The sequence below is a fragment of the Nostoc sp. NMS2 genome (genome assembly GCF_017115105.1).
Lineage (GTDB): Bacteria > Cyanobacteriota > Cyanobacteriia > Cyanobacteriales > Nostocaceae > Nostoc.
The window spans coordinates 17585-44127 of the sequence record NZ_JABXKH010000098.1 but is presented as its reverse complement, the minus strand read 5'-3'; the positions used below and the strand labels follow the sequence as shown (position 1 = coordinate 44127).

At 42.6% G+C, this 26543-nt stretch carries 22 protein-coding genes and 2 pseudogenes; 6 read left to right on the top strand and 18 right to left on the bottom strand.

Annotated features, from left to right (window positions below; all coding sequences use genetic code 11):
- Positions 1-54: 54 nt before the first annotated feature.
- Together HWQ36_RS18095 and HWQ36_RS18090 are read right to left on the bottom strand one after the other, a co-directional pair.
- Complete coding sequence (locus tag HWQ36_RS18095) at positions 55-945, bottom strand: hypothetical protein (protein WP_292705072.1); 891 nt, start codon at positions 943-945, stop codon at positions 55-57.
- Between the two features lie 412 nt (positions 946-1357).
- On the bottom strand, positions 1358-1588 hold the full coding sequence (locus tag HWQ36_RS18090; RefSeq protein ID WP_292705071.1) for a hypothetical protein: 231 nt from the start codon (positions 1586-1588) through the stop codon (positions 1358-1360).
- Positions 1589-1969: 381 nt separating this feature from the next.
- Here HWQ36_RS18090 and HWQ36_RS18085 point away from each other — a divergent pair, with 381 nt between their 5' ends.
- The 3 genes from HWQ36_RS18085 to HWQ36_RS18075 all read left to right on the top strand — a co-directional run bounded on the left by HWQ36_RS18085 (position 1970) and on the right by HWQ36_RS18075 (position 6219).
- A complete protein-coding gene (locus tag HWQ36_RS18085; protein WP_292705070.1) occupies positions 1970-4324 on the top strand; it encodes a ribonuclease R family protein in 2355 nt (784 codons plus the stop codon).
- Between the two features lie 185 nt (positions 4325-4509).
- Complete coding sequence (locus tag HWQ36_RS18080) at positions 4510-5130, top strand: flavin prenyltransferase UbiX (RefSeq protein ID WP_292705069.1); 621 nt, start codon at positions 4510-4512, stop codon at positions 5128-5130.
- Between the two features lie 393 nt (positions 5131-5523).
- A complete protein-coding gene (locus HWQ36_RS18075; protein WP_292705068.1) occupies positions 5524-6219 on the top strand; it encodes a LapA family protein in 696 nt (231 codons plus the stop codon).
- Between the two features lie 19 nt (positions 6220-6238).
- Here HWQ36_RS18075 and HWQ36_RS18070 read toward each other — a convergent pair whose 3' ends face one another.
- Entirely contained in the window at positions 6239-6436 is a 198-nt protein-coding gene (locus HWQ36_RS18070) for a hypothetical protein (RefSeq protein WP_292705067.1), read from the bottom strand.
- A gap of 1093 nt (positions 6437-7529) precedes the next feature.
- Here HWQ36_RS18070 and HWQ36_RS18065 point away from each other — a divergent pair.
- Positions 7530-8144, top strand: a complete 615-nt coding sequence (locus HWQ36_RS18065) for an O-methyltransferase (protein ID WP_292705066.1) — start codon at positions 7530-7532, stop codon at positions 8142-8144.
- Between the two features lie 298 nt (positions 8145-8442).
- Here the strand turns inward: HWQ36_RS18065 and HWQ36_RS18060 are convergent, their stop codons facing one another.
- The 6 genes from HWQ36_RS18060 to HWQ36_RS18035 form a co-directional block, all read right to left on the bottom strand.
- On the bottom strand, positions 8443-9531 hold the full coding sequence (locus HWQ36_RS18060) for a HAMP domain-containing sensor histidine kinase (RefSeq protein WP_292705065.1): 1089 nt from the start codon (positions 9529-9531) through the stop codon (positions 8443-8445).
- 5 nt (positions 9532-9536) lie between these two features.
- Positions 9537-10247, bottom strand: coding sequence for a response regulator transcription factor (locus tag HWQ36_RS18055; protein ID WP_292705064.1), 711 nt, complete (start codon positions 10245-10247; stop codon positions 9537-9539).
- 225 nt (positions 10248-10472) lie between these two features.
- On the bottom strand, positions 10473-11168 hold the full coding sequence (locus HWQ36_RS18050; protein WP_292705063.1) for an NYN domain-containing protein: 696 nt from the start codon (positions 11166-11168) through the stop codon (positions 10473-10475).
- 584 nt (positions 11169-11752) lie between these two features.
- Positions 11753-12832, bottom strand: coding sequence for a fatty acid desaturase (locus HWQ36_RS18045; protein WP_292705062.1), 1080 nt, complete (start codon positions 12830-12832; stop codon positions 11753-11755).
- A 218-nt stretch (positions 12833-13050) separates the two neighbouring features.
- Positions 13051-14103, bottom strand: a complete 1053-nt coding sequence (locus HWQ36_RS18040) for a fatty acid desaturase (RefSeq protein WP_292705061.1) — start codon at positions 14101-14103, stop codon at positions 13051-13053.
- 337 nt (positions 14104-14440) lie between these two features.
- Positions 14441-15262: an acyl-CoA desaturase gene (locus tag HWQ36_RS18035; RefSeq protein WP_292705060.1), complete on the bottom strand. Its 822-nt coding sequence runs from the start codon at positions 15260-15262 to the stop codon at positions 14441-14443.
- Between the two features lie 90 nt (positions 15263-15352).
- Between HWQ36_RS18035 and HWQ36_RS18030 the strand changes: the two genes are divergently transcribed.
- Positions 15353-16597 (top strand): methionine gamma-lyase family protein, encoded by a 1245-nt coding sequence (locus HWQ36_RS18030; RefSeq protein ID WP_292705059.1) that lies wholly within the window; start codon positions 15353-15355, stop codon positions 16595-16597.
- Between the two features lie 208 nt (positions 16598-16805).
- On the opposite strand, the gene HWQ36_RS18025 is transcribed toward HWQ36_RS18030, so the two are convergent.
- From HWQ36_RS18025 to HWQ36_RS17985, 9 genes and pseudogenes are all read right to left on the bottom strand, one after another.
- Complete coding sequence (locus HWQ36_RS18025; RefSeq protein ID WP_292705058.1) at positions 16806-17282, bottom strand: response regulator; 477 nt, start codon at positions 17280-17282, stop codon at positions 16806-16808.
- A gap of 427 nt (positions 17283-17709) precedes the next feature.
- Positions 17710-17964, bottom strand: coding sequence for a hypothetical protein (locus HWQ36_RS18020; protein WP_292705057.1), 255 nt, complete (start codon positions 17962-17964; stop codon positions 17710-17712).
- A 147-nt stretch (positions 17965-18111) separates the two neighbouring features.
- Positions 18112-20424 (bottom strand): NACHT domain-containing NTPase, encoded by a 2313-nt coding sequence (locus tag HWQ36_RS18015; RefSeq protein ID WP_292705056.1) that lies wholly within the window; start codon positions 20422-20424, stop codon positions 18112-18114.
- A 637-nt stretch (positions 20425-21061) separates the two neighbouring features.
- Positions 21062-21441: pseudogene (locus HWQ36_RS18010) on the bottom strand (fasciclin domain-containing protein).
- Between the two features lie 368 nt (positions 21442-21809).
- A complete protein-coding gene (locus HWQ36_RS18005) occupies positions 21810-22412 on the bottom strand; it encodes a hypothetical protein (RefSeq protein ID WP_292705055.1) in 603 nt (200 codons plus the stop codon).
- A gap of 45 nt (positions 22413-22457) precedes the next feature.
- A complete protein-coding gene (locus HWQ36_RS18000) occupies positions 22458-23483 on the bottom strand; it encodes a glucokinase (RefSeq protein ID WP_292705054.1) in 1026 nt (341 codons plus the stop codon).
- Positions 23484-23567: 84 nt separating this feature from the next.
- Entirely contained in the window at positions 23568-24215 is a 648-nt protein-coding gene (locus tag HWQ36_RS17995) for a histidine phosphatase family protein (RefSeq protein WP_292705053.1), read from the bottom strand.
- A 271-nt stretch (positions 24216-24486) separates the two neighbouring features.
- Positions 24487-24694, bottom strand: a pseudogene (locus HWQ36_RS17990) (zinc ribbon domain-containing protein); the annotation flags it as partial.
- 28 nt (positions 24695-24722) lie between these two features.
- Positions 24723-25454 carry an ABC transporter ATP-binding protein gene (locus tag HWQ36_RS17985; RefSeq protein WP_292705052.1) on the bottom strand — a complete coding sequence of 244 codons (732 nt, stop codon included), beginning with the start codon at positions 25452-25454 and terminating at the stop codon, positions 24723-24725.
- A 177-nt stretch (positions 25455-25631) separates the two neighbouring features.
- Between HWQ36_RS17985 and HWQ36_RS17980 the strand changes: the two genes are divergently transcribed.
- Positions 25632-26492 carry an Rpn family recombination-promoting nuclease/putative transposase gene (locus HWQ36_RS17980; protein WP_292705051.1) on the top strand — a complete coding sequence of 287 codons (861 nt, stop codon included), beginning with the start codon at positions 25632-25634 and terminating at the stop codon, positions 26490-26492.
- The last annotated feature ends 51 nt before the right edge of the window (positions 26493-26543 follow it).

Sequence of the window (26543 nt, the reverse complement as noted above, 5' to 3'; positions counted from 1 at the left end):
ACAAATGACAAATGACAAATGACAAATGACAAATGACAAATGACAAATGACAAATTAAAATCCCGCTATTGGGTCTGGCTGCGATTGAAGGTATTGGAGGAATCCGTGTAATTCTTCTTCAGTTAGCAAAGTCCGCCCCCGTTTACCGTAGGTTTTAATCAGATGCTCCCGTCCCTGTTCTGGTGTCCAGTTTAAACGCTGAAGTTCGACATCTGTTTTAGCAATTACATCCGATAAATCCACGGGTTCAGCTTTCTTCTTTCTCTTTCCTGTCACAGTCGGGGTGGCGACATCCTCTTGAGGGCTGTAACTCCGAGGTGTAAATGGTGTGACATTATTAGCAGAAATTGCTGGAAAGGTTTGATTTTCTGGCTCATTACTAAACGTTATTTCCAAGTTTTCCACTGGAGGATCAAATTCTAGCTCCCGGTTGGCAGTCACAGAAAAGTTTTGACCTAAATCTTGGTTATAGGTATCGCTTGGTAAGGGCGCAGCACTACTGTATTCATACTGTTCGTTACTGGTTGTTAATACTTCTGGTTTGATGTTGCGGACTTTGGAAGGCGGTATAGATATTTCTTTGTCGTTAACTGCTGGCCATTGACTACCAACAAAATCCCCATCTTTGGCAGAGGAATAAGTAGATTCACTCAATCCACCTTTGGTATCCAAGGAGGGATTTAGCTGCGCTGGAGAAATTGAATTTGAGCTAAATGCCACTGATTCTGGTGGCGCATTTGCATTTGTAATACCCAAAACTATCAACGCCCTAGTTCTGGCCTGGTCTTCTGCTGCTTCTACTGTTTCTGCTGCTGCCATACCCGTCGCACGGGTTACGCCTTCAATTTGCACGCTTGCCCGGACAATATATTTTCCTTGAAAAATTTGCACTAATTCAGAAATCAGACTGCCCTTGGGATACAAGCTCTGGAATTGAGCCAACATAATACTACTACCAATCTAAATCTTTTGGGGACTTGGGATTGGAGACTGGGACAGGGGAAAGAATTATTTTAATCCTCATCCCTAATGCCCAATCCCCAGTTCCTTTTAATGCTTTATCTAGTGTCCCAATTGTAGCAGTAGCTGTTTTTTGACGAAATTTTTTGCTAGTGCTAACTTATCTGGGTAGTCTTGCATGCAATGCTATACTGATTACCCAACCAGATATCTAGAACTATTTTCTGGAAGTGCGCTCTAAATCTACAATAATGGAGATAAGGTTCGCCTTCACTGCTTATTAAGCTGCTCACCTAATTGTTACCGATTCTACATGTGGGAAAATTGGGTTCACCGGCAGTTCCTCCTAGTTAAAAATCAGATTCTAATGGCATAAAATTACCTTCACTCTAGACAATCAAACACCTGTAGTTTCCACGCCACTTGCTCCACTTGGTGAGGTAGCCCGGTCTTGTTGTCCCAACAAAGAGGGACTACCGAACCCAGAGGGGGAAACCCCATCGTTTTTAGCGTCTCCCCTTGGGAGAAGACCCAACGGGAAAGGCAGTCCCTCAAGTTCCCTCCGGGATACGCGAACGACGGGAACCGCCAAGACGGGGGCTGCCTCACCGCAGTGGCTCCTCTGCATGGCGCTTTTGGGCAGTATGGATTCTCTAAACCCAACTTCTCAAAAACCCGTCGCGTAATTCACTAGCGGGGCTAAATTTGAAAATCAGGCGTGCAATCTTAAGTTTGGTTAGGTGAAGGGACTTGAACGCAGGCGAATTCTGAGAGCATCGTGCAGTGAGAAGTTCGTAGATGCCCAGAGTTGTCCGTGGGTAGGCTTCCTTTGCTCGAAACTGCCGGAGTAGTTCCCGCTCTTGATGGGTTGGGTTTCCTTTCCTTGGAACTTAGGAAGCCTTGCCTCTGGGCAATTCGTTTCCAGCTTGTTTCTGTAAGCCGTGAGGGTATACGGGAATGAACCAGATTAAACAACAAATGATGTTTTGACCAAAGGTCGGTTCACTGCATGGAATTTTCAATCGCTACACTCCTTGCCAATTTCACTGATGATAAATTGGTAGCTCGGAAGGTTTTAGAAAAGAAACTTGGTTGTGAAGATGAAAAAAGTTTACAAAAACTTCACATCGCCTTAGATGTTCTTGAAAAAATCGGTATTTTAGTCAAAGAACGGGGCAAATACCGTCGTGTTTCAGAAGAGGGAATAATTGAGGCAAAACTGCGTTGTTCTAGTAAAGGCTTTTGCTTTGCTATTCAAGATGTAGAAGGCGCTGAGGATATTTACATCCGCGAAAGTCATTTGAGTAATGCTTGGAATGGCGATCGCGTTTTGGTAAGAGTTCTTAAGGAAGGCAGCCGCCGTCGCTCTCCTGAAGGAGAGGTGAAGCTGATTCTAGAACGTTCCAACCACACGTTATTGGCACGAATTAAGCAGGTGGAAACTGGTTTCCGGGCTGTGCCTTTAGACGATCGATTGCTGTTTGAACTCAAGATCCAACCTAACGAGGTAAAGTTGGAAGAAGCGATCGATCACCTTGTTCATGTGGAAGTTTTGCGTTACCCGTTGGCACAATATCCTCCCCTTGGTCGAGTAGTGCAAATCCTTGGTAGCGATGCTGAAGCTGCTGCTGATATAGATTTAGTTACGTGCAAACACGACCTTTCCCGGACTTTTCCCGATCACGTCCTAGATGCAGCCGCCAAGTTGCCCAAAAAGCTACTCAAAGCAGACCTAAAAAATCGGTTGGATTTGCGTAATTTGTTTACTCTCACCATTGAAGGGGTAAATGGTGACACCAAAGTTATAGAAAACGCTTTTAGTTTAGAAAAAAACTTAGCCGGAAATTGGCTTTTGGGCGTTCATATCACTGATGTTTCTCACTATGTCCAACCTGACGAAGCCCTAGATAGAGAAGCCCTCAAACGGGGTAAATCAGTGTATCTGGGAGAATTAGTACTGCCAATTTTGCCCCCAACTGTGGCAGAACGCTGTTCTTTAGTACCTGGGAGCGATCGCTTAACGATCTCTTTTTTAATTACCATTGATCCCCAATCTGGTGAAGTGTTGGAGTGGGAAATTCAACCCAGTGTAATTAACGTAGAAACTGCACTGAGTACGGAACTTGCCCAAGCAATTCTCACAGGTGGAGCTCACAATCAATCTCCACAGGTCGTCCAAATACTGCAAGACCTCCAAGCCTTGCAAACAGGCGTAAAACAAGTGCGGTTGACTCGTGGTAGCCTCCAGCTGAATCTGCCGCCCAGCCAAAACGCCTATTATGATGAGGGGATTCTCGGCACTGTGGTGGTGAATGATTTACCAGTGCGATCGCTACTCACGGAGTTGGTACTGTTAGTTAATCAACTGATCGCAACTCACTTAAATGCTCTTGGTGTTCCCGCCATCTGGCGAGTCCAAGGCACACCCGATGTCGAAGATGTTCAGGAAATGCTGAAATTGGCAGTCAATTTAGGCGTTGACCTCACACTAGATCCAGAAGTCGATATCCAACCCTTAGATTATCAACATTTGACCACAGCTTTTGCGGAATCTCCCTCTGAGCAAGTTCTTACTTATTTATTGCAAGATACCCTCAAGCCGTCGGCATACAGCACCACCAAAGGATCTCACTTTGGTCTGGCATTACCGCAATATGTTCACTTTAGCGCTCCCTTGCGGCGTTACCCAGATTTGCTGATGCAAAGAGTGTATTACACGCTACTCGAAAACGGACGCGATCGCCGCAATACCCGTGTGAGAGAGCGCGTTAACCTGCGCCACTCCTCCAGCCACGAGGAAATTAACTGGAACGTTTTACCCCCAGAATTGCAACAAGAACTTCAAAGCGATTTAACTAGGGTAATTGTCCAAATCAACGACCGAGAAAAAGAAGTCCAAGAAGCTGAAGCTGATTTAGCCGGACTGCAAAAAGCCCAACTGATGAAGCAACGCATCGGTCAGGTATTTCAAGGTGTGATTACCGGCGTTCAATCCTACGGTTTCTTTGTGGAAATTGAAGTCCCAGCAGCCGAGGTAGAATCCAGCAGTAATCCTGGTGTGCCTTTGAGGGTAGAGGGATTAGTACACGTCAGTTCTCTCAAAGATGATTGGTATGAATATCGCGCCAGACAACAGGCACTGTTTGGTCGTAAAAATCGCGCTTCTTATAGACTAGGCGATCGCGTCGCCGTCCAAGTTAAGAGTGTCGATTACTACCGTCAACAAATTGATTTGGTAACTGTTGGCAGCGATGGTCTAGTTAAAGGGTTAACTGGTAATGGTTCCAACGAGGAGCTTTCAGACCTATATTTACCAAATGACATGGAGCCTGATGACCTAGATCCTTACTCTGAGGATGAGTAAAGTAGAAAAAGCAGGGGGGAGGGGGCAAGGGGGCAGGGAGCAGGGGGAAGAGGCAAGGAAGAGGGGGGAGACAAGGGAGAGACTTGTTCAATAATTCCCCCTTGTCCTGCTGCTCCCCCTGCTTCCCCTGCTTCCCCTGCTCCCCCTGCTCCTTTGCCCCCTGCCTCTTATAAACTAAACCTTACGTGTCAAATAACACTAAACCTCTAATTTTAGGCGTATCGGGCGCATCTGGTCTGATTTACGCTGTTCGCGCGATCAAATTTTTGCTAGAAGCGGATTATAGTATTGAATTGGTTGCCTCTAAATCTACTTACATGGTTTGGCAGTCAGAACAGGAAATTCGGATGCCACCAGAACCAATTCAACAAGAACAATTTTGGCGAGAGCAAGCTGGAGTTGCCCTTTCGGGTAAACTCCGCTGCCATCCTTGGGGTGACGTTGGAGCCGGGATTGCCAGTGGTTCCTTTGCCACTCTGGGGATGATAATTATTCCATGCAGCATGAGTACAGTAGCAAAGCTAGCGGTTGGTTTGAGTTCCGATTTACTAGAACGGGCAGCAGATGTCCAACTCAAAGAAGGGCGAAAGCTGGTCATTGTCCCTCGTGAAACGCCTTTTAGCCTCATCCACCTGCGTAACTTAACCTCTTTAGCTGAAGTTGGAGTGAGAATTGTCCCCGCTATTCCCGCCTGGTACCATCATCCCCAAACCATCGAGGATTTAGTTGATTTTGTAGTTGCCCGTGCTTTAGATCAACTAGATATTGACTGCATCCCAATTCAAAGGTGGGAAGGTCGTCGCTAATGCCCTCAGTGGACTCATCGGAAATTTCACAATAGTCCTAAAAGGGTAATGATAGAAATGGCTGATGGTGTCAGTAGTCAGTGAACAGTAATTGGAGGCAGGAGGCAGGAGGCAGGAGGCAGGAGGCAGGAGGCAGGAGGCAGGAGGCAGGAGGTAGAAGTAAACCACGTTTAAAAATATGGGATTGAAGCAGTATCTTCTTTTTAAACTGGATAATAACCCAGAACTATGGTTCCTGAGCTTGTCGTTAGCGCAGCCTCTGGTAGATAAGGAAAATAATCAATCATAATTCTTTCCTCCAGCAAAACTGCCCTCTGCTTTCTGCCTTATCTCATGACTAACCACTCACCACTGACAACTAACCACTGACAATTGACAATTGACAAAATTGCTATGGCTGTAATTCGCTTAATTCTATTGGTGGCGGTACTGGGAGGACTAACGCTGTTGTTAGTTCAAAATTGGTCGCCTGTCCTATCGCTAGTATTTTTGGGCGTGGGAACTAAACCATTACCACTAGCGATATGGATTTTGTTCAGTACTACCGCAGGTGCTTTCACATCTATATTGATTGCTACCTTGTTTAACTTATCCAATTATTTTGTGGCAGGACAACGCCAAACTCCTGACCGCCGAAGTAAAACTTCGCCTCGTGCAAAGGCAACTCAAAGAGAAGAATCTACATCTCGCTCTACCACTCCTCCACCAGCTAGTAAAAAAGAAGATACTAGTGATGAATTTGATGATTGGGAGACAAATGGCAGTAAAGATGATGATTGGAACTTTGATGAAAAGTCCGAGGAAGCGCCTACCCCTAATCCTCAAGCTCAACCTGCTAAAGACTCTAAAACTTACGAACGTCAATCAGAAGCTAAAAGCAGTTCTCAGTCTGGTTCAGTTTACTCCTACAGCTACCGTGAGCCAAAAAATACGGCTGTGGGAAAAACTGAATCCGTTTACGATGCCGATTACCGAGTAATCATCCCCCCTTATCAGCCGCCGACTACTAATCAAGCGGATGACGATGATTGGGAATTTTTTGATGATGATGAGGATTTTGAGGATGATGATAAACGCTCCCGTCGGTGAGACGTAGCAGGCTAAGTCTCTACTTTTTGATGCCACACCGCTCTCTAGACTCCTGCTTGACCTTACCAGTCATCGCAGCTTCTTGCAAAGCCATGAAAGCATTTAAATCTTCCAAGTCATACGGGGTAGTCAACAATTGTCGTAGTTGATTTTCAGCTTCTACTGTCAAATAGCCAGTTGCTAAAGCTTTTTGTACAACGTCACGAATTCGATTCATAGTTGACGCCTCATTCATCCTATATTTATTCATTCAGGCTTATTGGGGTGAAATATGCAGTAGTTTTTGTGTCGAAACTTCTTTCTTTTCTAAGCTTTTTTGTGCGATCGCAGGATGCAAGTCATTATTTACACCTTTGTTGGAAACATTTAATTGCTTGGGGCTTGTTATAACTAGATTTTTAGACTAAACATACAGTGCTATTAGAAACACGGTATTTTGTATACTTAAAATTATGCACCAGAGTGAAAATTCGGATTATTTAAATAGACAGATATTGTTTGGATAAAGTTTCAAACAAGCTATATTAATTTTTTCATTAAGCAAAGCGATCTATATACGGCAATTACCAGGTTACATCAGGAAAATTACTACATCTTTTAGAAATTTATCGGTGATTATTGATGGTAATTTCACTGAAGAATGGTTATTTTATTGCTAAGTTACTTTCAATACATTAGTAAATAGACTTAGAGTAAAGAGAAGCGGTTAGAAAATAAAATTTAAAGAATTAAGGATAAAAAACGAACATAGTAGAATCCCTAAAGGGATTAAAACGGGCTTTTAAATCATTAAAGTTAAAGTAAGAAGTGTTACTAATTGCAATTCATCAAAATCCCTATTAGGGATTGAAACTAAACCCTCTGCTTTCAGGAAACGGTAGGAAAAAGATTGCAATTGATCAAAAAAAATCCTTATTAGGGACTTCCAAATAAAAAAATACTCAACTACTTCTTGTGGGGTGGACATCTTGTCCGCCCTTGTCTATAGGCGGACAAGATGTCCGCCCCACAAGATTGGATAATTTATTTCTTGGAAGTCCCTTAGGGATTCTCTGCTTTCTATGCTCTGCTAATGAATGGCTGATTAGGGGCTGCTACAGTCAGATATTGATACTATTTCTTTGTGAGGCTGCGCCAAATTTTCTTTCTTTTTGTCTTTTGGCAGTTGCTCATGGGGAAGACGCTCCGCGTTAGCAAAGCCTCTCTCCTTTGGAGAAGACCGCGTAGGATTTTATAGATGGGGTAAAAAGTGAGAATCTATGACTCAAAAGCAATGGACTGCGGTTGATAGTTACTTCACCGATCTGTTTGTGCGGCCCGACCCCGCGCTGGATGCGGCTCTCCAGACTAGCACTGCGGCCGGACTGCCACCACATAACGTTTCGCCCAACCAAGGCAAGCTGCTGCTACTGTTAGCACAAATTCAAGGGGCGCGAACCATCCTGGAGATTGGTACGCTGGGTGGCTACAGTACTATCTGGCTGGCGCGGGCACTACCCAGTGATGGCCGTCTGATTACGCTGGAGGCTAACCCAAAGCACGCCGAAGTCGCTCGCGCCAACATCGCCCATGCTGGTCTGTCCGATATCGTTGACCTACGTCTTGGACAAGCACTCTCTACCCTACCCCAGATTGCCGCCGAGGGTAACAGTCCATTTGACCTGATCTTCATTGATGCTGACAAGCCAAACAATCCCGATTACTTCAAATGGGCGCTCAAGCTTTCCCGTCCCGGCAGCCTGATTGTTGCCGATAATGTCGTGCGTAATGGAGCGGTAATTGATGCCACCAGCAGCGATCCTAGCGTTCAAGGGGTGCGTCGCTTCAACGAATTGCTTGCCTCTGAGCCACGCATCAGCGCTACGGCAATCCAGACCGTGGGCAGCAAAGGATATGATGGCTTTGCGATCGCAATAGTAAACTGAAAATAGCAAGATATTGTGATTTGGTCAGTCTTGGGAACGATTTTGAGGGAACAGGTAGGCGATCGCAGCGTAACCCGAAATACTTAGTAAACTAACCAAAAAAGCAGCCAAAACAAAAGTAGACATATAAAATTCTACCCAAATGCCAAATTAACGTTATATTCCACACAATTCCAAAATCTCGACACCCATCAAAAAAACAAGATTTTGGTTAGATACTTTCAAATTAGCAATTGGGTATGACACAGCCGTGACTACCTTGTGTCAATGCCTTGTATCTCAAGGGTTTTGACTCAACTTAAGCCAAAGGCAGAAAAAACCGAAATGTACTGCCAACTCCCAACTCGCTTTCTACCTGAATCTGACCGCCTTGTAGTTCAATTAAACGACGGGAAATAGTTAAACCAATACCAGTACCTCCCGAATGGCGATCGCGCGATTGGTCGGCTCGCCAGAAACGCTCAAACACATGAGGCAAATTTTCTGGAGCGATACCAATACCTGTATCTATAACCGCAATTCCAAGTTGAGATGCTTCAGTCCCAACACGAATGGTAATTGAACCTTCGTTAGTGTAACGCACCGCATTACCAAGTAAATTAACCAACACCTGTTCTGTGCGGTCAATATCTGCCAATACAAGAGGTAGCACAGATGGACATTGTAAGAGCAAAACTGGCCCATCTTCCAACAGTTGATCGGTAAATTTCTCCACTAATGACTCTAACAACGGACGCAGATTTACCCGTTGGATATTAATTGGCAAATAACCAGCTTCTGCCTTAGATAATTCCTGTAAATCGTTCACCAGCCGCTCCAAGCGCCTAGTTTCTTTAGCTAAACGCCGATAAATTTCAGGAGACGCTTCAATTTCCCCATCAGCCAGTTCTTCCAAGTAACCACGCACAACTGTTAACGGCGTCCGTAGTTCATGGGTCATGTCTCCAATTACCTCTCGCCGCCGCGCTTCCACCCCCTCTAAACTGGCTGCCATCCGGTTGAAACTCGCACCCAGTCCATTCAGTTCTGGAATATCAGACATAGGTAGTCGTGCATCCATCTGACCAGCAGCAAATTTTTGGGTGATTTGTTCCATCTCCGTCAAGCGCTGCATAATTCGTCTGGACACCCAATAACTCAATCCTCCGGCTGCGGTGGTGCCGACTAAAACTGACCAAATAGTGCTTCGCTGCCAAGCAAGTTCAAATCCTGTAACCAATTCAGTCCGAACATCAATTAAGTCGAACCCCTGATTTTCTAATCGTTCCAAATGCAATACAAATAAGCGGGGAGAAGAGATTTTGCTAATGCTCACCAGACTAGCTACCCCCACAATCATCACTACTAAGTGGGAGAAAAATAGGCGCGTTCTCAGCCCCATTTTCATAATATTTACGTTACCGGAGGATCTTCAAATTTATAGCCCACACCAACAACAGTTTTAATAAAAGTGGGACTTGCCGAATCAGGCTCAATCTTTTTTCGCAACCGAGCTACATGAGTATCAACCACTCGTTCATCGCCGAAAAAGTTATCTCCCCAAAGTTTATCAATTAGTTGAGTCCGATTCCAAACTCGACCAGGATTGCTAACAAAAGTGGTTAGTAAGTTAAATTCCAGGGTAGTTAAGTCCAAAATTTCCGGTTGCTCAAAATTCATCTGACGACTGGCAGTGCGCTGGTCTACATCGACGATAAAGTGTTGGGTACGATTGACTTGATTTTGTCCCCCTTGGCGGAGGCTACGCCGCAATAATGCCCGCACCCTAGCTACCAACTCTCTAGGGCTAAAGGGTTTTACCATGTAATCATCAGCACCAGTAGACAGACCAATCACGCGATCGATTTCTTCACCCTTAGCTGTAAGCATTAAAATGTAAGGATCTTTTGCACCTGGTTTCTGGCGAATTCTGGCGCAAACTTCCAACCCATCCAAACCAGGAATCATTAAATCTAGAATGATTAAATCAGGTGGTTGCTCCTGAAACATTCGTAAAGCATTTATCCCATCGCGGCTAATACGACAAAAAAATCCTTCTTTTTCTAAAGATAATTGGATTAAATGAGCAATTTCTACTTCATCTTCAACTATTAAAATATCCATTTCAATTAATCACAAGCCTTGGAGCAGACAAGGGGAAAAATCCCCTTGTTACAAAATAGATAAACTTCAATACGGTTCGGTTAACGTTCTAATATGTCTCAAGATCCCCCCAACCCCCCTTTTTAAGGGGGGCTTTTAACCTCTTTTACCCCTTTTTTTAGGAGGTCGCCGCAGGCGGAGGGATCTTAACCGAACCGTATTCAGAGAAACTTTTGCCAGAGTGGATTAAAGGTTTGAATTTGACGGGGTGCGATAACTATAGCCAAGATTAGAATCTTTTTGAATGTGTGCTTTAATACTATCGAGGTCAATGAAGCAGTCAGCAACATCAATCAAGCTTTCACTAGTAGTAGTTTGTAGACTCACCACTTCCACCCGAACCCCCATTCTGCTGACAGCGTTCACCGCATAAGCTAAATCTCCATCCCCACTGACTAAGACCGCAGTATCATAATAAGGAGCTAAAGTTATCATATCTACAGCAATTTCTACGTTCAGATTTGATTTTTTGAAATTCTCTGTTGGTTGCATGATATCTTTAGCTACCACACGATAGCCATTACGACGCATCCACAATAGAAAACCCTGTTGCTTTTCATTGCTCATATCAACCCCAGTATAGAAGAAAGCCCGCAACAGTCTTGAACCATTAGTTAAATGACAAAGCAATTTAACATAGTCAATTTCTATACCGAGTTGTAAAGCTGTATGAAATAGGTTTAAGCCATCAATAAAAATAGCAACTCGACCACGATTTAAGCTATTGACAATCGAACTATCAAGTGTATTATCTTGTACTTTGGTCTCTTTACTTTTGACCGTAGTATCGCTCAAATTTTGCCCTTGCCAATGTGGTTTAGTTTTGAGTACTTTAGGTTCCTTAAATTCATTTCTTTGTTTGCTAAAATTAGTTATAATCATTGATACCTCTGATTTTAAAGATGGGAAAAGTTTTGTGTAAATTGTCTTTAGTATAGTCTGTGCTAATTTATAACCCTAGCAGGTAATGGTTTTAAATCACTACATGCAGATAAAGTTAAATGGTGCTAAACCGGATTCAAAGTAGACAGCCAAAGGATTTTTCACTGTTTGTTAGGGTTGGTTTGATGATATATTGCTTCTGTCCACAGATATGTTAATCTTTACCCACCAAGACAGCAAGAGTTTGGGTAAAATAAATCTTACTGCCAAGTCAGGGGCAAGAATCCGCAAACATCATCTATCTATTTTTATTTTACCTCTGGGTTTTAAAACCTTACAGCCAGAAAGTTGAGAGTTATCGCAGTCTTAGGACGCTCAAATACTGGCAGACTAATAATGTAATATGCGATGCCTGCGGCGGGCTACGCCAACGCACCTCAAAAGGTAGGTTTTTTAAGGTATTTGGATAATCTTTAAAAGGCAGTTTTTATCTAAATCAGGGGATGCTCAACCTTAAATAGTCAGAAAAGGCTGATGGAAATACAACATTCCCGACTTTTTTAAAGAAGTCGGGAATTTTAGTGTTAGTTTTTAGCTAACTTTTTATGGGATGTGTAGTAAACCTTACTACCAGTATCAGGTACAAAATGACAGCTGATACATGAATTCCATAATGACTTCCAAATTGGTTCTTCCGATTTGTGGAAATACTCACCCATCACTGGTTTGATTGCCTCAGTTGCCTTCAACAAATTGTAGTGAGGGATGTTAAGGAATATATGGTGAGCAACATGAGTACCGATATCGTGATGGATATGATTAACCAAACCATAATCACGGTCAATACTAGAAATTGCACCTTTGAGGAAAGTCCAATCTTCTCCACGATACCAAGGTATATCTGGCTCAGTGTGGTGCAAGAATGTCACCAAATCTAGCCAAACTATGAATACAAGGTAAGGGACAGCGTAATATTTCAGCAACCACATCCAACCCCATTGGTAGGTGAGGAAACCCAGCAAACCTACCATCCCAATCAAAAGGACAGTGCTAGTAATAATATCCCATTTTTCCGATGGTTTGAAAAGCGAACTACCGGGCAAAAAGTGGGAGCCTTCTTTATTAGGTGAACGCTTAAACAGATACACAGGATAGGCCAATAGAAAAACATAATATCTGCCTATCTTTTGTGCTAAAGGCATCTCCTTATACTGTGATTCGCTTACTGGATACCAGCTTTCATCGTTATCGATATTGCCAGTATTTTTGTGATGGGTTCTGTGGCTAATTCGCCAACCATGATAAGGAACAAGTATTGGTGTGTGAGAAAGATGTCCAATCAAATCATTGAGCCATTTATGCTTAGAAAAAGATTGGTGTCCGCAGTCATGGCCGACTACAAACAAAGCCCAAAACATCGTTCCTTGCATTAGCCAGAAAATCGGAAAGAAAAGCCAAGAATCCAGGTAAGAAGCAACTGCATAAAGCAGACCGATAATCAGGATGTCACGAAAGAAGTAAAAAAGTGATTTTGTCACATTGGGCTGAAAGCATTCAGCAGGAATTGCAACTTTTAAATCCCCAAGTGTGAAAGGTAATTTAGTTGTATCCTCAGACTTTTCAGAGCCAAGAGGATTGTTGAACGTAATGATGTTTGATGGCACTGGATTCTTTTGATTGGATATAAATCAGAACTTTAATTGAGACAAGATAATCTCATTTTTAGGATGCCCATGATACTAGCGATCGCTAACACACAAGAGGATAATTTCTGGCAATTTATCTAAAACTTTATTCAGTAAACAATTGCCAGATTTTATGAAAACACAGGATGATAAGCGCTCTCGTTGGTTGAAGAGCGTGAGTGTAATCACAAGGCTATTTATTGCCCTGTATAATGTTCGTTGAAAGTCTTATAACCAACGTCAGTTGTATACAGTTGACACTCGTCTGTAATCTGCTTCATTAAAGGCCAAGAAAACTGACACTCATCATGCAAATAAGGCTCCCAATTTTCTTTGATGCTGCTGTAAGCTAGCCGCAAATTATAAGAAGGAATAGCAGTAGAAATATGATGAGGGACATGAACATTGATATCGTGGCATAGGATTTCTACCCAACGCGGATAATCGCAATGGATAGTGCCAGATAACTGTGCTATAGCTTCGTTCCACTTGTTCGCTGTCGCAAAAGGAACATCTGCGGCAGTATGGTGGACAATAGTAAAAGTACTCATCCAAAAATGGTAAATCATCCAGGGTACTAGCCAAAACTTGACAAATCCCCAGATACCAGTTGTGGCGATGAGAATCGGGAAAGCGATCGCAGCAAACACAACTACTACAGCCACAGAAAGCTTGATGCTGGATTGGTCTTTAGTTTTGAAGTTCCGCCAATCAAAATGCACCACAGCCCAATGTCCAATGGAACCTACCCACCAGAAGCGTTTACGCATAAACAGTTCAAAAGCAGACTGCCGGGTTTTATCCCAATTTTCAAACACTTCTGGTCTGATTGGATGCCAGGCGTTGTCTTCATCCAGCTTGTTGGTATGGGCATGGTGATAATTATGCTTAATGCGCCAACTGTGAAAGGGGTAAATTAACGGCATCATGAAGAAATGCCCGACCAAATCATTTACCCAACGACGTTTAGCAAAAGACCTGTGACCGCAATCATGGCCAATTACAAAAAAACCTGTTAAAGCAGTGCCCGTAAAAATCCAAGCTAGGGGCAAAAGAAACCAAGGAGTGATCATCAGGCTGTAATAACCCAAGGCAACTGCCAAGACACTGAGTATTACTTGTGTCCAAGCTTTGCGACGGTTCTGCTGAAAACATTCCCGTGGCAGGCTTTTGATAATATCTTTGAGCCGGAAGTCGGAATTACTAGGCTCGTCACTTAATTTTTGGCTGTTAATTATTGATGTAGTCATGAACACCTGAAAAACAACAAACTCCTCCACCCAAGTCACTAAAAAGCAACTTGCCGCAAAACTTCTTAACATTAGCGCTTCGGATTATAGCAACCTAACAGACACAAGCGCACCCGTAAATAGACTTTTGAAAAGTTAGGAGTTAGGAGTGATGAGTTAGGAGTTTAGATTCTCAACTCACGCCGGCTGTGAATTAGAAATGCTTCAAGTGCCATAAGGATTTCTGTGTCTACCCAAAATCAGGGTTTGAGAAAAATCGACGGCAAAATAAAAATTCCACAGCTTGATTCACATTGAACGTAATTCCTAACAGACGTGATTAATCGCGTCTGTACTCCTAACTACTTTTTGCTGGGGCCAACTTTACATTAGTAGCCAGACCAACCGCTTGTAGCAATTGAACAGTCATCCAAGTTAAATCGATTTCCCACCATTCCAGCCCATGACGAGCCGAGTATTGAAAGGCATGATGGTTATTGTGCCAGCCTTCACCGAAAACTAGTACGGCTACCCACCAGCAATTAGTCGATCGATCGCCAGAATCATAGCTCTGATAGCCAAACTTATGAGTAGCGCTGTTTACCAACCAAGTGCAGTGGTAAACCCAGACAATACGAACAAAAATTCCCCAAATCACAAAGGGCCAGCCACCGAGAAGCAAAAGCAATACACCCAGAGCAACCTGGATCAAAATGAAATATTTTTCTAAAAACTGATAAACTGGGTCTTCGGCAATATCTTTGGTGAAACGAGGAACATCAGCGTGAGCGGGACAATAATGAGTCAGCCAACCCATGTGGCTCCACCAGAAGCCTTTATTAGAATCATGGGGATCGGTGGCGGTATCAGAATTTAAATGATGAATGCGATGTGTCCCGATCCACTCAATTGGGCCTCCTTGACAGGAGAGTGTCCCGAAGAAAACCAGGAGATACTCTAGCCACTTGGGAGTTTGAAAACTGCGATGGGTGACAAGGCGGTGAAATCCTAGAGTAACGCCTAAACCGCCAGTCACCCAGTACAGCAAGAAACCTACACCAACTGCTGTCCAGCTAAAGTTACCAGGAACAAAAGCAAATAAAGCGCCGATGTGCAGTCCAATGAAAAACAGGGTATTAACCCAGTTAATTTTAGGTTCGGTTGAGGTAGCAATTGTCATGCGATAACCTGAATTTGAATTTTCCTGCCTAGTATGTGCGATTTTGAAATCCGCATATCTATAATTTAATTTTTTTTGAACGAGGAACTGATGAACAGCTTAGAACAGCTGCGGCAAGCAGAACAGGCACTATTAGAAATTTTTTCTGGAATTGACACTCAGGTCAAGCATAATCTAAAACGAGTGCTGGATGCTTTTCGTAATCACCGTGTGGGCGCACACCACTTTGCTGGTGTAAGTGGTTATGGTCACGATGATTTAGGACGAGAAACTTTAGATAAAGTTTTTGCCGAAGTTATGGGTGCTGAAGCTGCGGCTGTGCGGGTGCAGTTCGTTTCGGGAACTCATGCGATCGCCTGTGCTTTGTTTGGTGTTCTCCGTCCCGGAGATGAAATGTTAGCCGTGGTTGGTTCTCCCTACGATACGCTTGAAGAAGTCATTGGTTTACGGGGTCAAGGTCAAGGCTCTCTGATCGAGTTTGGCATAAATTACCGCCAATTGGAGCTAACCTCCGAAGGAACTATAGATTGGCAAGCTTTAAGTACTAATGTGACTGAAAACACTCGTTTAGTGTTAATTCAGCGTTCTTGTGGCTATTCTTGGCGACCTAGTTTATCAATTGCCGATATTGAAAAAATCGTCCACTTAGTCAAACAGCAGAATCCGAACACTGTTTGCTTTGTGGATAACTGCTACGGCGAATTTATTGATACAAAGGAACCTACAGCCGTAGGTGCTGATTTAATGGCGGGGTCACTGATTAAAAATCCTGGTGGCACCATTGTCAGCGCTGGCGGTTATGTTGCCGGTCGCGCCGACTTAGTGGAGGCATCGGCCTGTCGGCTCACTGCTCCCGGTATCGGTAGTTATGGCGGCGCTACTTTTGACCAAAATCGCCTGCTATTCCAAGGCTTATTTCTAGCGCCGCAAATGGTCGGAGAGGCGATGAAAGGGACGTATTTAACTGGTTATGTATTTGACAAACTCGGTTATCCAGTGAATCCTGCTCCCTTTGCTCCCCGTGGTGATGTAATTCAGGCAATTAAACTTGGTTCTGCCGAAAAGCTAATTGCTTTCTGTAAAGCTATACAACAGCATTCTCCCATCGGTTCTTACTTAGATCCTATTCCAGATGAAATGCCGGGGTATGAGAGCAAAGTAGTGATGGCTGGGGGGACATTTATTGAGGGGAGTACTTTGGAATTATCGGCTGATGGGCCTTTGCGTGAACCTTATGTAGTTTATTGCCAGGGTGGGACTCATTGGACTCATGTAGCGATCGCATTAGAAGCTGCGATCGATGCAGTAGGAAGTGCTGACGAAGCCCCTTTTTAAGGGGAGCCACTGCGGGAACAGGGGTCTCCCCAAGTGGCGTGGATTTAGGGGGATCTTCAACGATTTTGGTTTTCTAGAAAGATGTGTGTACACCGTAGCTCCAAGAGCGGGGAGGGGTTCTTGTACCTTACTCAAGCGAGAACCGCTATAAGGGTTTTAAGCCTATTTACGTTGCTTGACATAATTTTGTTTATTCTCGCCGACTTACTTAGTAATGACTGGAGGTAGGCAAACTTCCGGCAACTAAATCTGGGCAAGAATTTTCCACCATAACTTTCTCTACTTGATTCCTAATCATAGAAACAAATTTGTCAAGGTCGAATGGTTTAAGTAAATATTCTTCAAACTCTACATTTGGAATTAGATCGTGAGTACCTGTGGTAGATGTTGAAGTTACGATGATTGGGATATGATTTCCATTGTCTGCTTCCATCGCAGTCAATGTATTGAGTAATGTATAAATACTTTCACCCAAGAACCTAATTTCACAGATTAGGATATTTGGTCTGAACCAACTCAGGATTTCTAAAGCTTCTTTTACCGAACCAGCAGTAATTACATTTGCGCTCTGGCCTTTGAGTAAAAATGCATACAAATCTCTACTATCGCGATCGTTGTCTACAACGAGTACTTTTACACCCTTGAGTATCCCAGCTGCCAAGCAAAAGCCATTGATTAAATTCATAACAAGACCTGCGATTAGGCATTTAAGTGCAAAGCGATTGGAAAAATCCCTACTCTTAAAGAGACGAGACAACTTGATATGTCAAATAAAAAGTAGCAGACAACCACTTAATGGTTAAGATTACTAGATTCTGTTTTTGTACTATGAGCAGGTGTTGTTTGATTTCCTAAATGAGTTGATTAACTACGACACAAAACGTGGTAAAACTTTTCAAAGCTAAAATGTTGCAAAAAAATTGTAGGTTGGGGAGCCACTGCGTTGCGCGGGTTTCCCGCGTTGTAGCAAGTGGCGTTGGAGACTTTACCAAAGCCAACATTCTGATATATGTTGGGTTACGCTCCGCTTCACCCAACCTACGTCTAATGTACTATTTTAGCCTTGCCGCGCCAATACTTACTAACGATACACAACTGTTCTCAACAGCAAATCATTCAATTGCATTTTTCTCAATTTCTAGTGCCTTATAGCTCTGTGTTAACTGCTGCCAGAGCAACTCAATCTCCTCGTAGCACTCCCGTGAAGAAAGTTTTTCTCTACTCAGTAGATCGAAGATGTAACAAACGCTTTGAGAAAATTCCTGAAGATTAGCATTGAATACAAGGTTCTGGGGTGTGAATTCACCCAAATATTGATGGCGGTGATAGAGCAAATTGTTTTTGTCTACCTGATTGTAGTCATCCATATGAAAATCCTGATAGCGAAAATCCAGATTTTTGACATATAAACTTGGTATTGTTTGATTTTGTGAATGAGTTGATTAACTACGATATAAAATGTCATCAAAATCATTTTTGCAATACAAATATCTTTGAGGAATTAACCAAAATAATTATTGCCATTCCCTGTCCTCAAGTTCCTTTTGAGGTAACAATAAGGTGGCTTCAATTTCTTGCCTGATAGCAGCCGTCACTTTACAATTGCTATGCAGACAATCGAGTAGTAACTGATTGGCATCGTAATATCGTTGCAAAACTTGCTGTTGTTCAGCGCTAAACTGCCACTGGTGGCTAATATTGCGATAATTAACGATTGTCATCTTTAACTGTTCAGCCCAGGCTGAATAGTTCGTCTGCCCCCATAGCCCAAACCGTTCTTGACTTTGGCGAGAATTTGGCAATTGGTCAGAGAGTTGTTGCAGAGATTTATGGAGTCCAACATCTAAAACTATGCCCAAAATGTTTGAGAGAGCATCACCACAGGCGTGGATGTGGGCAAAGTCCTGGTTCCCATCAATTGCACATTCGAGCAGCAGGTCATCTAAAGCCGCATCCAGAAACATTCCCTGGTCGAGGCTACTGGCTAGGGCAAAGTGAGAAGCTATGTTAGGAGTCCGACTCAAGGCAAGGTAAAATGCTCGAATTGTCGCCTCTTTTGGTTGGGTGGGAATAGTGCGAGATTTTTGGCTGGCCCACGTCAAAAACTCTTGTAAATAAGAGTCTTCGGCAACGAGTGCATCAATCTGTTGCTTCATCAACTGTACCAGAGAGTCTGCACTTCGGAGCATGGTAGCTGTTAACAAGAAAATTTCGTGCCAGTGGGGGTCTGTAATGTGACTAACTAATCCTTCTAAAGCTTGCCCAAATGCCTCTAGATTATGGCTGGCAACGATTTTTCTGGCTGTGAAGTATTCTTGAAAGGCCAGATAGGAGAAGGAAAAAACTCCCCGCGCCCGTTCTGCCAGTAGCCCATGTTGAGCCTCGATCGCTTTCAGCGCTGCTTCACTTTCTATTTGCAGTTCTTCGGCATCCATTTGCACCTTGGTCAGATTCTGAATATAGTCACCAATGTATTGCTCAACGATGCGTTGCTCAAAAAAGTACTGACCTTGCTCAAATGTCGCTGCTGCAATCTGACTCAATAACTTGAGCTTTTGTGGTAATAAAAACCCTCGGTAAACTTCATCCCGTTCAATGCCTCTGGCTTCATCCCATTTGCCCAATAGAAGGTCTAAACCTTGCTTATAAAAGTCAGTCCGCTTAGTCGGAAATTTTTCTTGACCGTGAAACACCCAGCAAGCAAGATGCAGAAATAGGGGTGTAACTACGAGTTGGCGAAATTGCCAGTTTTCATCTAAGTCCAACTTCTCAAGAAACTGAACAGACAGCGCTTGACCGTCTTGAATGTTAGTTTTGGTAAATGTCACAAACCATTTTTGAGCAAAGGCGATGATTTGTTCTGAGGTAAATGGGGCAATCTCAACATCGGTAAAGCCTCGGAGCCTGAGTTTTTGAGATGCTGTTCGACAGGCTGCCACAAACTGATTTTTGTGATACTTTTCTGAAAACCTGCGAATTTCGCTTAAGACAGCATTGCTTTGTTGGTTAAGAATTTCATCCATGCCGTCAAGCAAAATTAAGACTCTGCCTGCACTAAGTAACGTTTCAATGACTGACGGATCTGAAATTCCCGATGTGAGGAACTCCTGGCGGATGTATTTTAATAGGCTGAACTCGTTGGTAACTTTAGATTCTTCAGCAAAATTTCTCAGTGTGATGAAGATCGGAACTAAGTTCTCTGCAAATGCGCTTTGGTTACATTGAATGGCGAGATGTTGCAAAAAAGTAGTTTTACCTACTCCTGGTTTGCCTAGTACCCTGAGCTTGGAGTATGTTTCAACTGCCTGTGTACCAGGTATCTGGTTTTGATTGGCCTCACCTAAGCCAAAACGGTCAAATTGTTTGGGATCTAGGTTTTGCAGTTCAGTGATTTCTAACCACTGTTGGCTGGCAATTTCCTCCAAAATATTCACATCTATATATATGTCATCGATCGCAACGGGACGACTAATATCCAATAACTGCAAAATACCACACTGGTCTTGAATTTTGTCGAAGCGTTGCGATCGCACTTTTTCCACCAAGTCATCAATATCCAGCACAGGGAATTGGCTGTATTCTTCTAGTTCCATGAATTCTGCCGGCGGATTGCTAGCAATTTCCCGCCAATTCAGTTCTAATACAGAACAAATTTCAATAAAAGTATGACGCTCAACTGGACGACCACTGAAAAACCGCCAAATCGGTTGTCTAGTCTTGAGGTTAACTTCGGCTGCCAAATTGTCTTGAGTCCATCCCTTGAGAGCAAATGCTCTTTTAGCCTCTTGAATACCAGTGAGTGATGCTTGGAGCGATCGCTTGACCATAGGACAAAAACCCTGCTCCTCAAATCATGAACTTTAACTTTTATTAATATCTGCAATCTTATAGCTTTTGCTGTGATACTAGCATTTTACTGCTTTAAAGTTATACAAAATCCCAGAGTATGCTCTCAAATTTATAAATTTTTATGTCAAATTCAATCGTTATACATTTATCTTATATATTTCAATCTTTTGACAATACCTAAATTCAAACACTGGTTACATGCTAATTATTTACTTAATTTAAAATCATAGTTGCATTACATAGATATCATCCCAATATATATTTTGTAATTAGAAAGTGGCGTTGCTGAATTCAGTTGTGAAAATGATTTTGCGTGATTTCAAAATCTGTGAATAATTGACGAGTAAATTCTCTGTAGAGACGGCGATTTATCGCGTCTCTCTAACGTGCCAGTCTTTCAGAAGCGATAGGTCGCCTCTCTATATGGGGGCTTTCTGGATTATCCCAAGCGTATTGCCGTAAAACTGGATCTGACTTGTGTGTACACACAAGCTTCATTAGGAGAGAGGTCTAATATTTAATAAAATTTTAGCTACTTAAAATATATCTAGACAGTAATGAGGTAGTGGCTATAAATAGTGTCTACCTCACAGATGTTATTCGCTATCGATATATCTATATATTTACCGAGGAATCAATAATGATGTGGATGACACTGTTATCATCAGCAGCATCGGATTTTGAGACTGTGAATTATAATCTGCACTGACATTATTGAAAGGGTCAATTTTAAAACTTGAACTTTCAATTGGCTTTATCGGCATCACCTTGCCAGAAACCACGTGATACGTTAGGAGTTCCTGGAGCTTATTAATATTGTTAAGCAATGTCTCTACAGTATCTGGTGGAAGCTTTGCAAAAGCCCGATCTGTGGATGCAGAGGCGATAAACGAGTCAACACCTTTGAGAGTATCTATCAGATTGGCAGCCTTGATTGCATCAACTAGGGTACTAAAAGAACCAGAGGTAACGGCAGGATCAATAATATCAGCCATTTATTTCACTCGGTTGTGTGTAATTTTGCTAATTATTTATAGCATGACATCCTAGTGTTATAAATCATGTTTGAGCAAGCGGTTGAGTAGCGTATAAATTGTATAATATGAGCTTAAAAAATTAAAATAGAGCAGAATTTAGGAGTCAATGGAAAAATCTTGTTAGCGACAATTTAAGATTTTTGATCGGGTTTGCGGTGCATTACGAATCTGTTACAGACTATACACTATTTTTAATTATTTGCGTCTACCTACTTATATCGAGTCTGCTCAATTACCCAGAGGAATCACGCTACATTAACATTAGAGCATCATATTATTAGCCCTATAATTGATTACAAGGCTAATATGTATAAGTTTGAGTTATTTCACTTTTTCAAAACCAGATGGAAGGAATTTAAATACCCAGTAATAGTTTTAGCTAATGTCTTCTGCTGTTTTTTTGTAGTTATTGCCATTACTTGATATAATCTTCCTTCGGCAACATACATTCTACTTTTAGTGATTTTTCCTCCAGAATTGATGTATTCAATTTCTTTGCCGGGATGATTATTAGAACTACGAATGTTTCGTTGACTAATTAAATTACTTTTCGTAGTCTTTAAAGCCATATCCCGTGCATTATTAAGTACAGCTTGGGGGTCAGTTATTTGACCATAACTATAAGGAAAATCATTGTAAGCAACTATGTATGCTACTTGCTGTTTTGGTGGTTGAGCGACAAATATTTCTAAAGTAATTTCCCCCATATAAGTTTTTTGATATTCTGTATTTCTGTTGGGGCTTCCCGGCATCAAAATAGTAAAGCGTCCATCGGGAGCGGTGTATAACTTCCACTGTGGCTGCACGGGTTTAGAGACGGTTGGTTTGACGACAGCTATCGGTGGTTTAGGTTGACGGGCTTCCACGAGAATAGAACCACCACAGATAAAGGTGGCGGCGATTAATGGCAACAGACTTTTAATTGTCATAAATTTTGCCTTTTGAGATGCTGATCTCACTGATGATGCTAGCTGTTATAACCTAGCAGCGCATAAAGCAGCACCTATTAGCCCCACTTGCGGGTTGAGGATAATATACACGGGGATCTCTTCGAGGAGGGAGCGCATCCTGCCTTTTTGGGTGAAGTTTAATAAGAAACCGCTATTTTGGATTAAGGGGAGAATTTTGGGCGCAATCCCACCAGCAATGTATAAGCCACCATAAGGTAGGAGTTTCAGGGCGAGATTGCCGGCTTCTGCACCATAAGCGTCTATAAATAATTGCAAGGTTTGTTGGCAAAGGCGATCGCTACCTTGCGATGCAGCTATCCCAATGGCAGCACCGGCATCAACACTTTTCTCTTGTTGACCGGCTTCTTGTTCCCAAGTTCTGACGATTTGGGCGATGTGTGGTGATTCGGGGGCAACTTTGCGATCGCGCAAAAATTGATAAATTGCCACAATTCCCATTCCAGAAACCACCCGTTCCACAGAAATGCGTTGGATATCATGTTTACCCAGCAGGTATTTCAACAGTTGAAACTCGATTTCGTTTCGAGGGGCAAAGTCAGCGTGTCCACCTTCTGAGGGAAACACTTGATAATCGTTTCCCTGTTTAATTAAAAATCCTTGTCCTAAGCCAGTCCCAGCACCAATAATCCCAATCGGGGCTTCGGGTTTAGATTGACCAACCTGCAACGTTAGCAAGTCTTGTTTTTGTAAACCTAAAATTCCATAGCCAACGGCAGTGAAGTCGTTAATCAAAGAAATATGCGGGATACCCAACTCTTCTTGTAGACGTTCGGTATCCAGGAACCAGACTAAATTGGTTAGTTTGGCAGTATTGTTGACAATGGGCCCGGCGATCGCAAAACAAGCTTTTTCTGGTATTGGTGTATTAGCTTTGACCAAAAACTGCTGCACTATGGGTACTAAATCGGGAAAATCAGCGCTGTGGTAACTTTCCTGATAAATAGTATGTAAACCTGGTGAATCTGATGTTTCAACCAATTGCAAAATAGTTTTCGTACCGCCGATGTCTCCTGCTAGTAATAAAGTCATAGAACTTATTCGCGGATTAATTACTTTATTTGTAGGATATACCCAACGTAGCAGAAGCCATGAACACAAATCCTGATTAGAGATTTAAGCAAATCGAATAACTTCTTCTATGTGGGTTAAATGGGAAGTATCTCCCGTTAGTTCTAATAACCATTCTGGATCTTCGCGTACCACTTTTACCAATGAACATAAAGAAGCTTTAACTTCTGTTTTGGCAATTTCCCCCACTAGCCCCATTGCCCCGCCCAATACAGATGCCCCATGTGCTACTAGCAGCATATCCTCTGGGAAGAACTCAGTAGCTAAACATCTAGCAGTTTGCCCAGAACGTTCTCGCACTTTTTCGTGAGTTTCAGGATATTTGGCAGCGATGCGCGAAGTATAGCTAGTGTCAATTCTGGGGAATAATTTTGCTAATGCTGGAGTTGAGAGTCTTTCGGGTTCTTCTGTCATCCAAGCTGGATTTAGCCATTCACTCAAACCTGCTTCCAATTTAATTGGCAGGTTGAGCAATTCTGCAACTGCGTTTGCCGTTTGTACGGTTCGCAGGAAAGGGGAAGCGAAAATATGACCAATATTTTCTTTTTTCAATCGTCTAGCTAACTGTTGTGCCTGCACCATACCATCATCAGACAAAGGTGGATCGTAGCGTCGTTCGGCGGTGAGAAACCAATCGGGGTTTACGAAATCGAGGCGGTTAGCGTGTCTTGCGATCCAGACTATTTGACTCATGGGTTTAATTATTCCGGTGAATAGAATTCGCCGCTAAACAAATATAGATATCTGCAAGGAGGGCTGCAAATATTAATATAGGACATTATTTGTAATAATTTGTAATAATATAAATTATTTGGAAAACTTATCAGTAGCGTCTGGGTAAGTAGGCATGAATAATTAAAGGTTTGTAGTAAGGGCTGAAGCCCTTAAAAAGGAAATCTTTAAATGTTGAACCCTTAAATAATTTGACATCCTCCCCGCCGTAAACGGTCGGGGATTCCAAGAATCACTCCTTGGGTTTCCTCTTTCCACGACCCGACTTACTTGGAGGAGTTTCCCCACCCACGCAATGCGTCGATGTCTCCAGAGGCGTTAGTTCCGACGTGACCCGCCGTACTCAATCCATGAGCTAATATGTTCCGCGCCGCGTTCCAATCCCTATCTTGAGTGTGCCCACAATGAGGACAAACATGAGTTCTGGTACTAAGAGTCTCAATTTTTCGGTAAACATCAATATAGTATTTACCCTAAATAAGCCTTTTTAACTCGTTCATCACTAATTAATTCTGATGCTGCGCCTGTTACAGTAATAGAACCAGCTTCTAAAACATAACCGCGATCGGCAATTTGTAGCGCCAAATTTGCGTTCTGTTCAACTAACAGAATAGTCACGCCTGTAGCACGAAGATTTTCAATAATTGAGAAGATTTCCCGGACGATCGCAGGTGCTAAACCTAAGCTAGGCTCGTCTAAAAGCAACAATTGTGGTTTACTCATGACAGCCCGTGCGATCGCTAACATTTGTTGTTCACCACCACTGAGGGTTCCTGCTAGTTGATTGCGTCTTTGTGACAACCGGGGAAATAGCTCAAACTGGCGCTGAATATCTGCTTTGATCTCAGCTTGATTGGAGCGAATATAAGCACCCAAAAGTAAATTATCAAATACTGTTTGCCGCGCTAATACTCTGCGTCCTTCAGGACAATGGGCGACACCAAGTTGTACAACCTCGTGAGTTTGGCGGCGGGTAATATTATGTCCATTATAGATAATTACGCCACTCTTAGGATTAACTACTTTAGAGATGGCGCGGAGTGTAGTAGTTTTACCAGCACCATTAGCACCAATTAGAGTAACTACCTCGCCTTTTTGAATAATCAAATTAATTTTTTTTAGAGCTTGGATGCCGCCATAATTTACATCAAGTTCTTGAACTTCTAAAATTGTATAATCTGGTCTACTATCGGCTTTCATCGGCGGTTTATATCCAGAAATGTTGATTCAAAACCTAACATACATCAATCATACATTTCTTAAAACAGTGCGTAGGTGTACCCCATCGTAGACATTGCTTGACCTTGAAAACCAACGCCAGAATACTGCAATCTTTATGATGTACCATTAATTACTGATAAATATATCAAGCGTCCTGTGGTAAAAGTAGCAGATATTGGTAGCAAACGACTAATTAATTTAGCTCCCGATGCATGGGTACAGTGGGTGACACAGCGTCCTGAAGTCGTGGCGAAAGAAATTCTCGGTTCCGAGTTTCAGTGGATTAGCCGTGAAACAGATGTGTTGGTGAAGGCATACAGTGCCACTCACGGAGATTTTCTAGTATTAAATCAACTACAACTACGTTACACAACACAGCTGCCTCTACGGATGAGAGCATACACAGCCTTGGCACAAGAACGCTACCAACTGCCAACTTACCCAGTACTGATCAATATTTTACCGCCCCCATCCACCTTAACTATTGTCAGTAGTTACGAACAGGAATTTTTGGGATTACGTGCCATCCAAGATTATCGCGTGATTAATTTGTGGGAAATCGATGCGGAAATAGTGTTTCAGCAACCACTCCCATCGTTGCTACCCTTTGTGCCAATCCTGCGAGGAGGGGGAGAGGTATCAGTTGTGCAACGCGCATTGCAGGCGCTACGAGCAGATGCACAGTTGAACCAATTAGAATCATTGCTGGCATTTTTTGCTAGCTTTGTTTTAGACACGCCTTTAGTGCAACAAATGATGAGGTGGGATATGGCAGTATTGCGAGAATCGCCTTGGTATCAGGAAATTGAGCAAAGAGGTATTCAAGAGGGTGCGCGACGGCAGTTAATCCGAGTATTGGAACAACGCTTTGGCGAAATTCCCCATGAGGTAGAAGTCAGGCTTGAGGGCAAGAATGTGGAACAATTAGAAATTTTAATGGATAGCGCGTTAGCGGAGCTTACCGGAGGTATCGCAGTGAGTTCTTTAGAAGAATTCGTGCAAATTTTGTTTACATGAGTTGCACCAACCGACTTAAAAGCAATTTCAAATTAATATAAATCTCACTTA

What these genes read in the sequence shown, in the direction of transcription:
- HWQ36_RS18095 (WP_292705072.1), bottom strand. Translation starts at nt 945, where the DNA reads ATGTTGGCTCAATTCCAGAGCTTGTATCCCAAGGGCAGTCTGATTTCT.
- HWQ36_RS18090 (WP_292705071.1), bottom strand. Translation starts at nt 1,588, where the DNA reads ATGCAGAGGAGCCACTGCGGTGAGGCAGCCCCCGTCTTGGCGGTTCCC.
- HWQ36_RS18085 (WP_292705070.1), top strand. Translation starts at nt 1,970, where the DNA reads ATGGAATTTTCAATCGCTACACTCCTTGCCAATTTCACTGATGATAAA.
- HWQ36_RS18075 (WP_292705068.1), top strand. Translation starts at nt 5,524, where the DNA reads ATGGCTGTAATTCGCTTAATTCTATTGGTGGCGGTACTGGGAGGACTA.
- HWQ36_RS18070 (WP_292705067.1), bottom strand. Translation starts at nt 6,436, where the DNA reads ATGAATCGAATTCGTGACGTTGTACAAAAAGCTTTAGCAACTGGCTAT.
- HWQ36_RS18060 (WP_292705065.1), bottom strand. Translation starts at nt 9,531, where the DNA reads ATGAAAATGGGGCTGAGAACGCGCCTATTTTTCTCCCACTTAGTAGTG.
- HWQ36_RS18055 (WP_292705064.1), bottom strand. Translation starts at nt 10,247, where the DNA reads ATGGATATTTTAATAGTTGAAGATGAAGTAGAAATTGCTCATTTAATC.
- HWQ36_RS18050 (WP_292705063.1), bottom strand. Translation starts at nt 11,168, where the DNA reads ATGATTATAACTAATTTTAGCAAACAAAGAAATGAATTTAAGGAACCT.
- HWQ36_RS18040 (WP_292705061.1), bottom strand. Translation starts at nt 14,103, where the DNA reads ATGACTACATCAATAATTAACAGCCAAAAATTAAGTGACGAGCCTAGT.
- HWQ36_RS18035 (WP_292705060.1), bottom strand. Translation starts at nt 15,262, where the DNA reads ATGACAATTGCTACCTCAACCGAACCTAAAATTAACTGGGTTAATACC.
- HWQ36_RS18030 (WP_292705059.1), top strand. Translation starts at nt 15,353, where the DNA reads ATGAACAGCTTAGAACAGCTGCGGCAAGCAGAACAGGCACTATTAGAA.
- HWQ36_RS18025 (WP_292705058.1), bottom strand. Translation starts at nt 17,282, where the DNA reads ATGAATTTAATCAATGGCTTTTGCTTGGCAGCTGGGATACTCAAGGGT.
- HWQ36_RS18020 (WP_292705057.1), bottom strand. Translation starts at nt 17,964, where the DNA reads ATGGATGACTACAATCAGGTAGACAAAAACAATTTGCTCTATCACCGC.
- HWQ36_RS18015 (WP_292705056.1), bottom strand. Translation starts at nt 20,424, where the DNA reads ATGGTCAAGCGATCGCTCCAAGCATCACTCACTGGTATTCAAGAGGCT.
- HWQ36_RS18005 (WP_292705055.1), bottom strand. Translation starts at nt 22,412, where the DNA reads ATGACAATTAAAAGTCTGTTGCCATTAATCGCCGCCACCTTTATCTGT.
- HWQ36_RS18000 (WP_292705054.1), bottom strand. Translation starts at nt 23,483, where the DNA reads ATGACTTTATTACTAGCAGGAGACATCGGCGGTACGAAAACTATTTTG.
- HWQ36_RS17995 (WP_292705053.1), bottom strand. Translation starts at nt 24,215, where the DNA reads ATGAGTCAAATAGTCTGGATCGCAAGACACGCTAACCGCCTCGATTTC.
- HWQ36_RS17985 (WP_292705052.1), bottom strand. Translation starts at nt 25,454, where the DNA reads ATGAAAGCCGATAGTAGACCAGATTATACAATTTTAGAAGTTCAAGAA.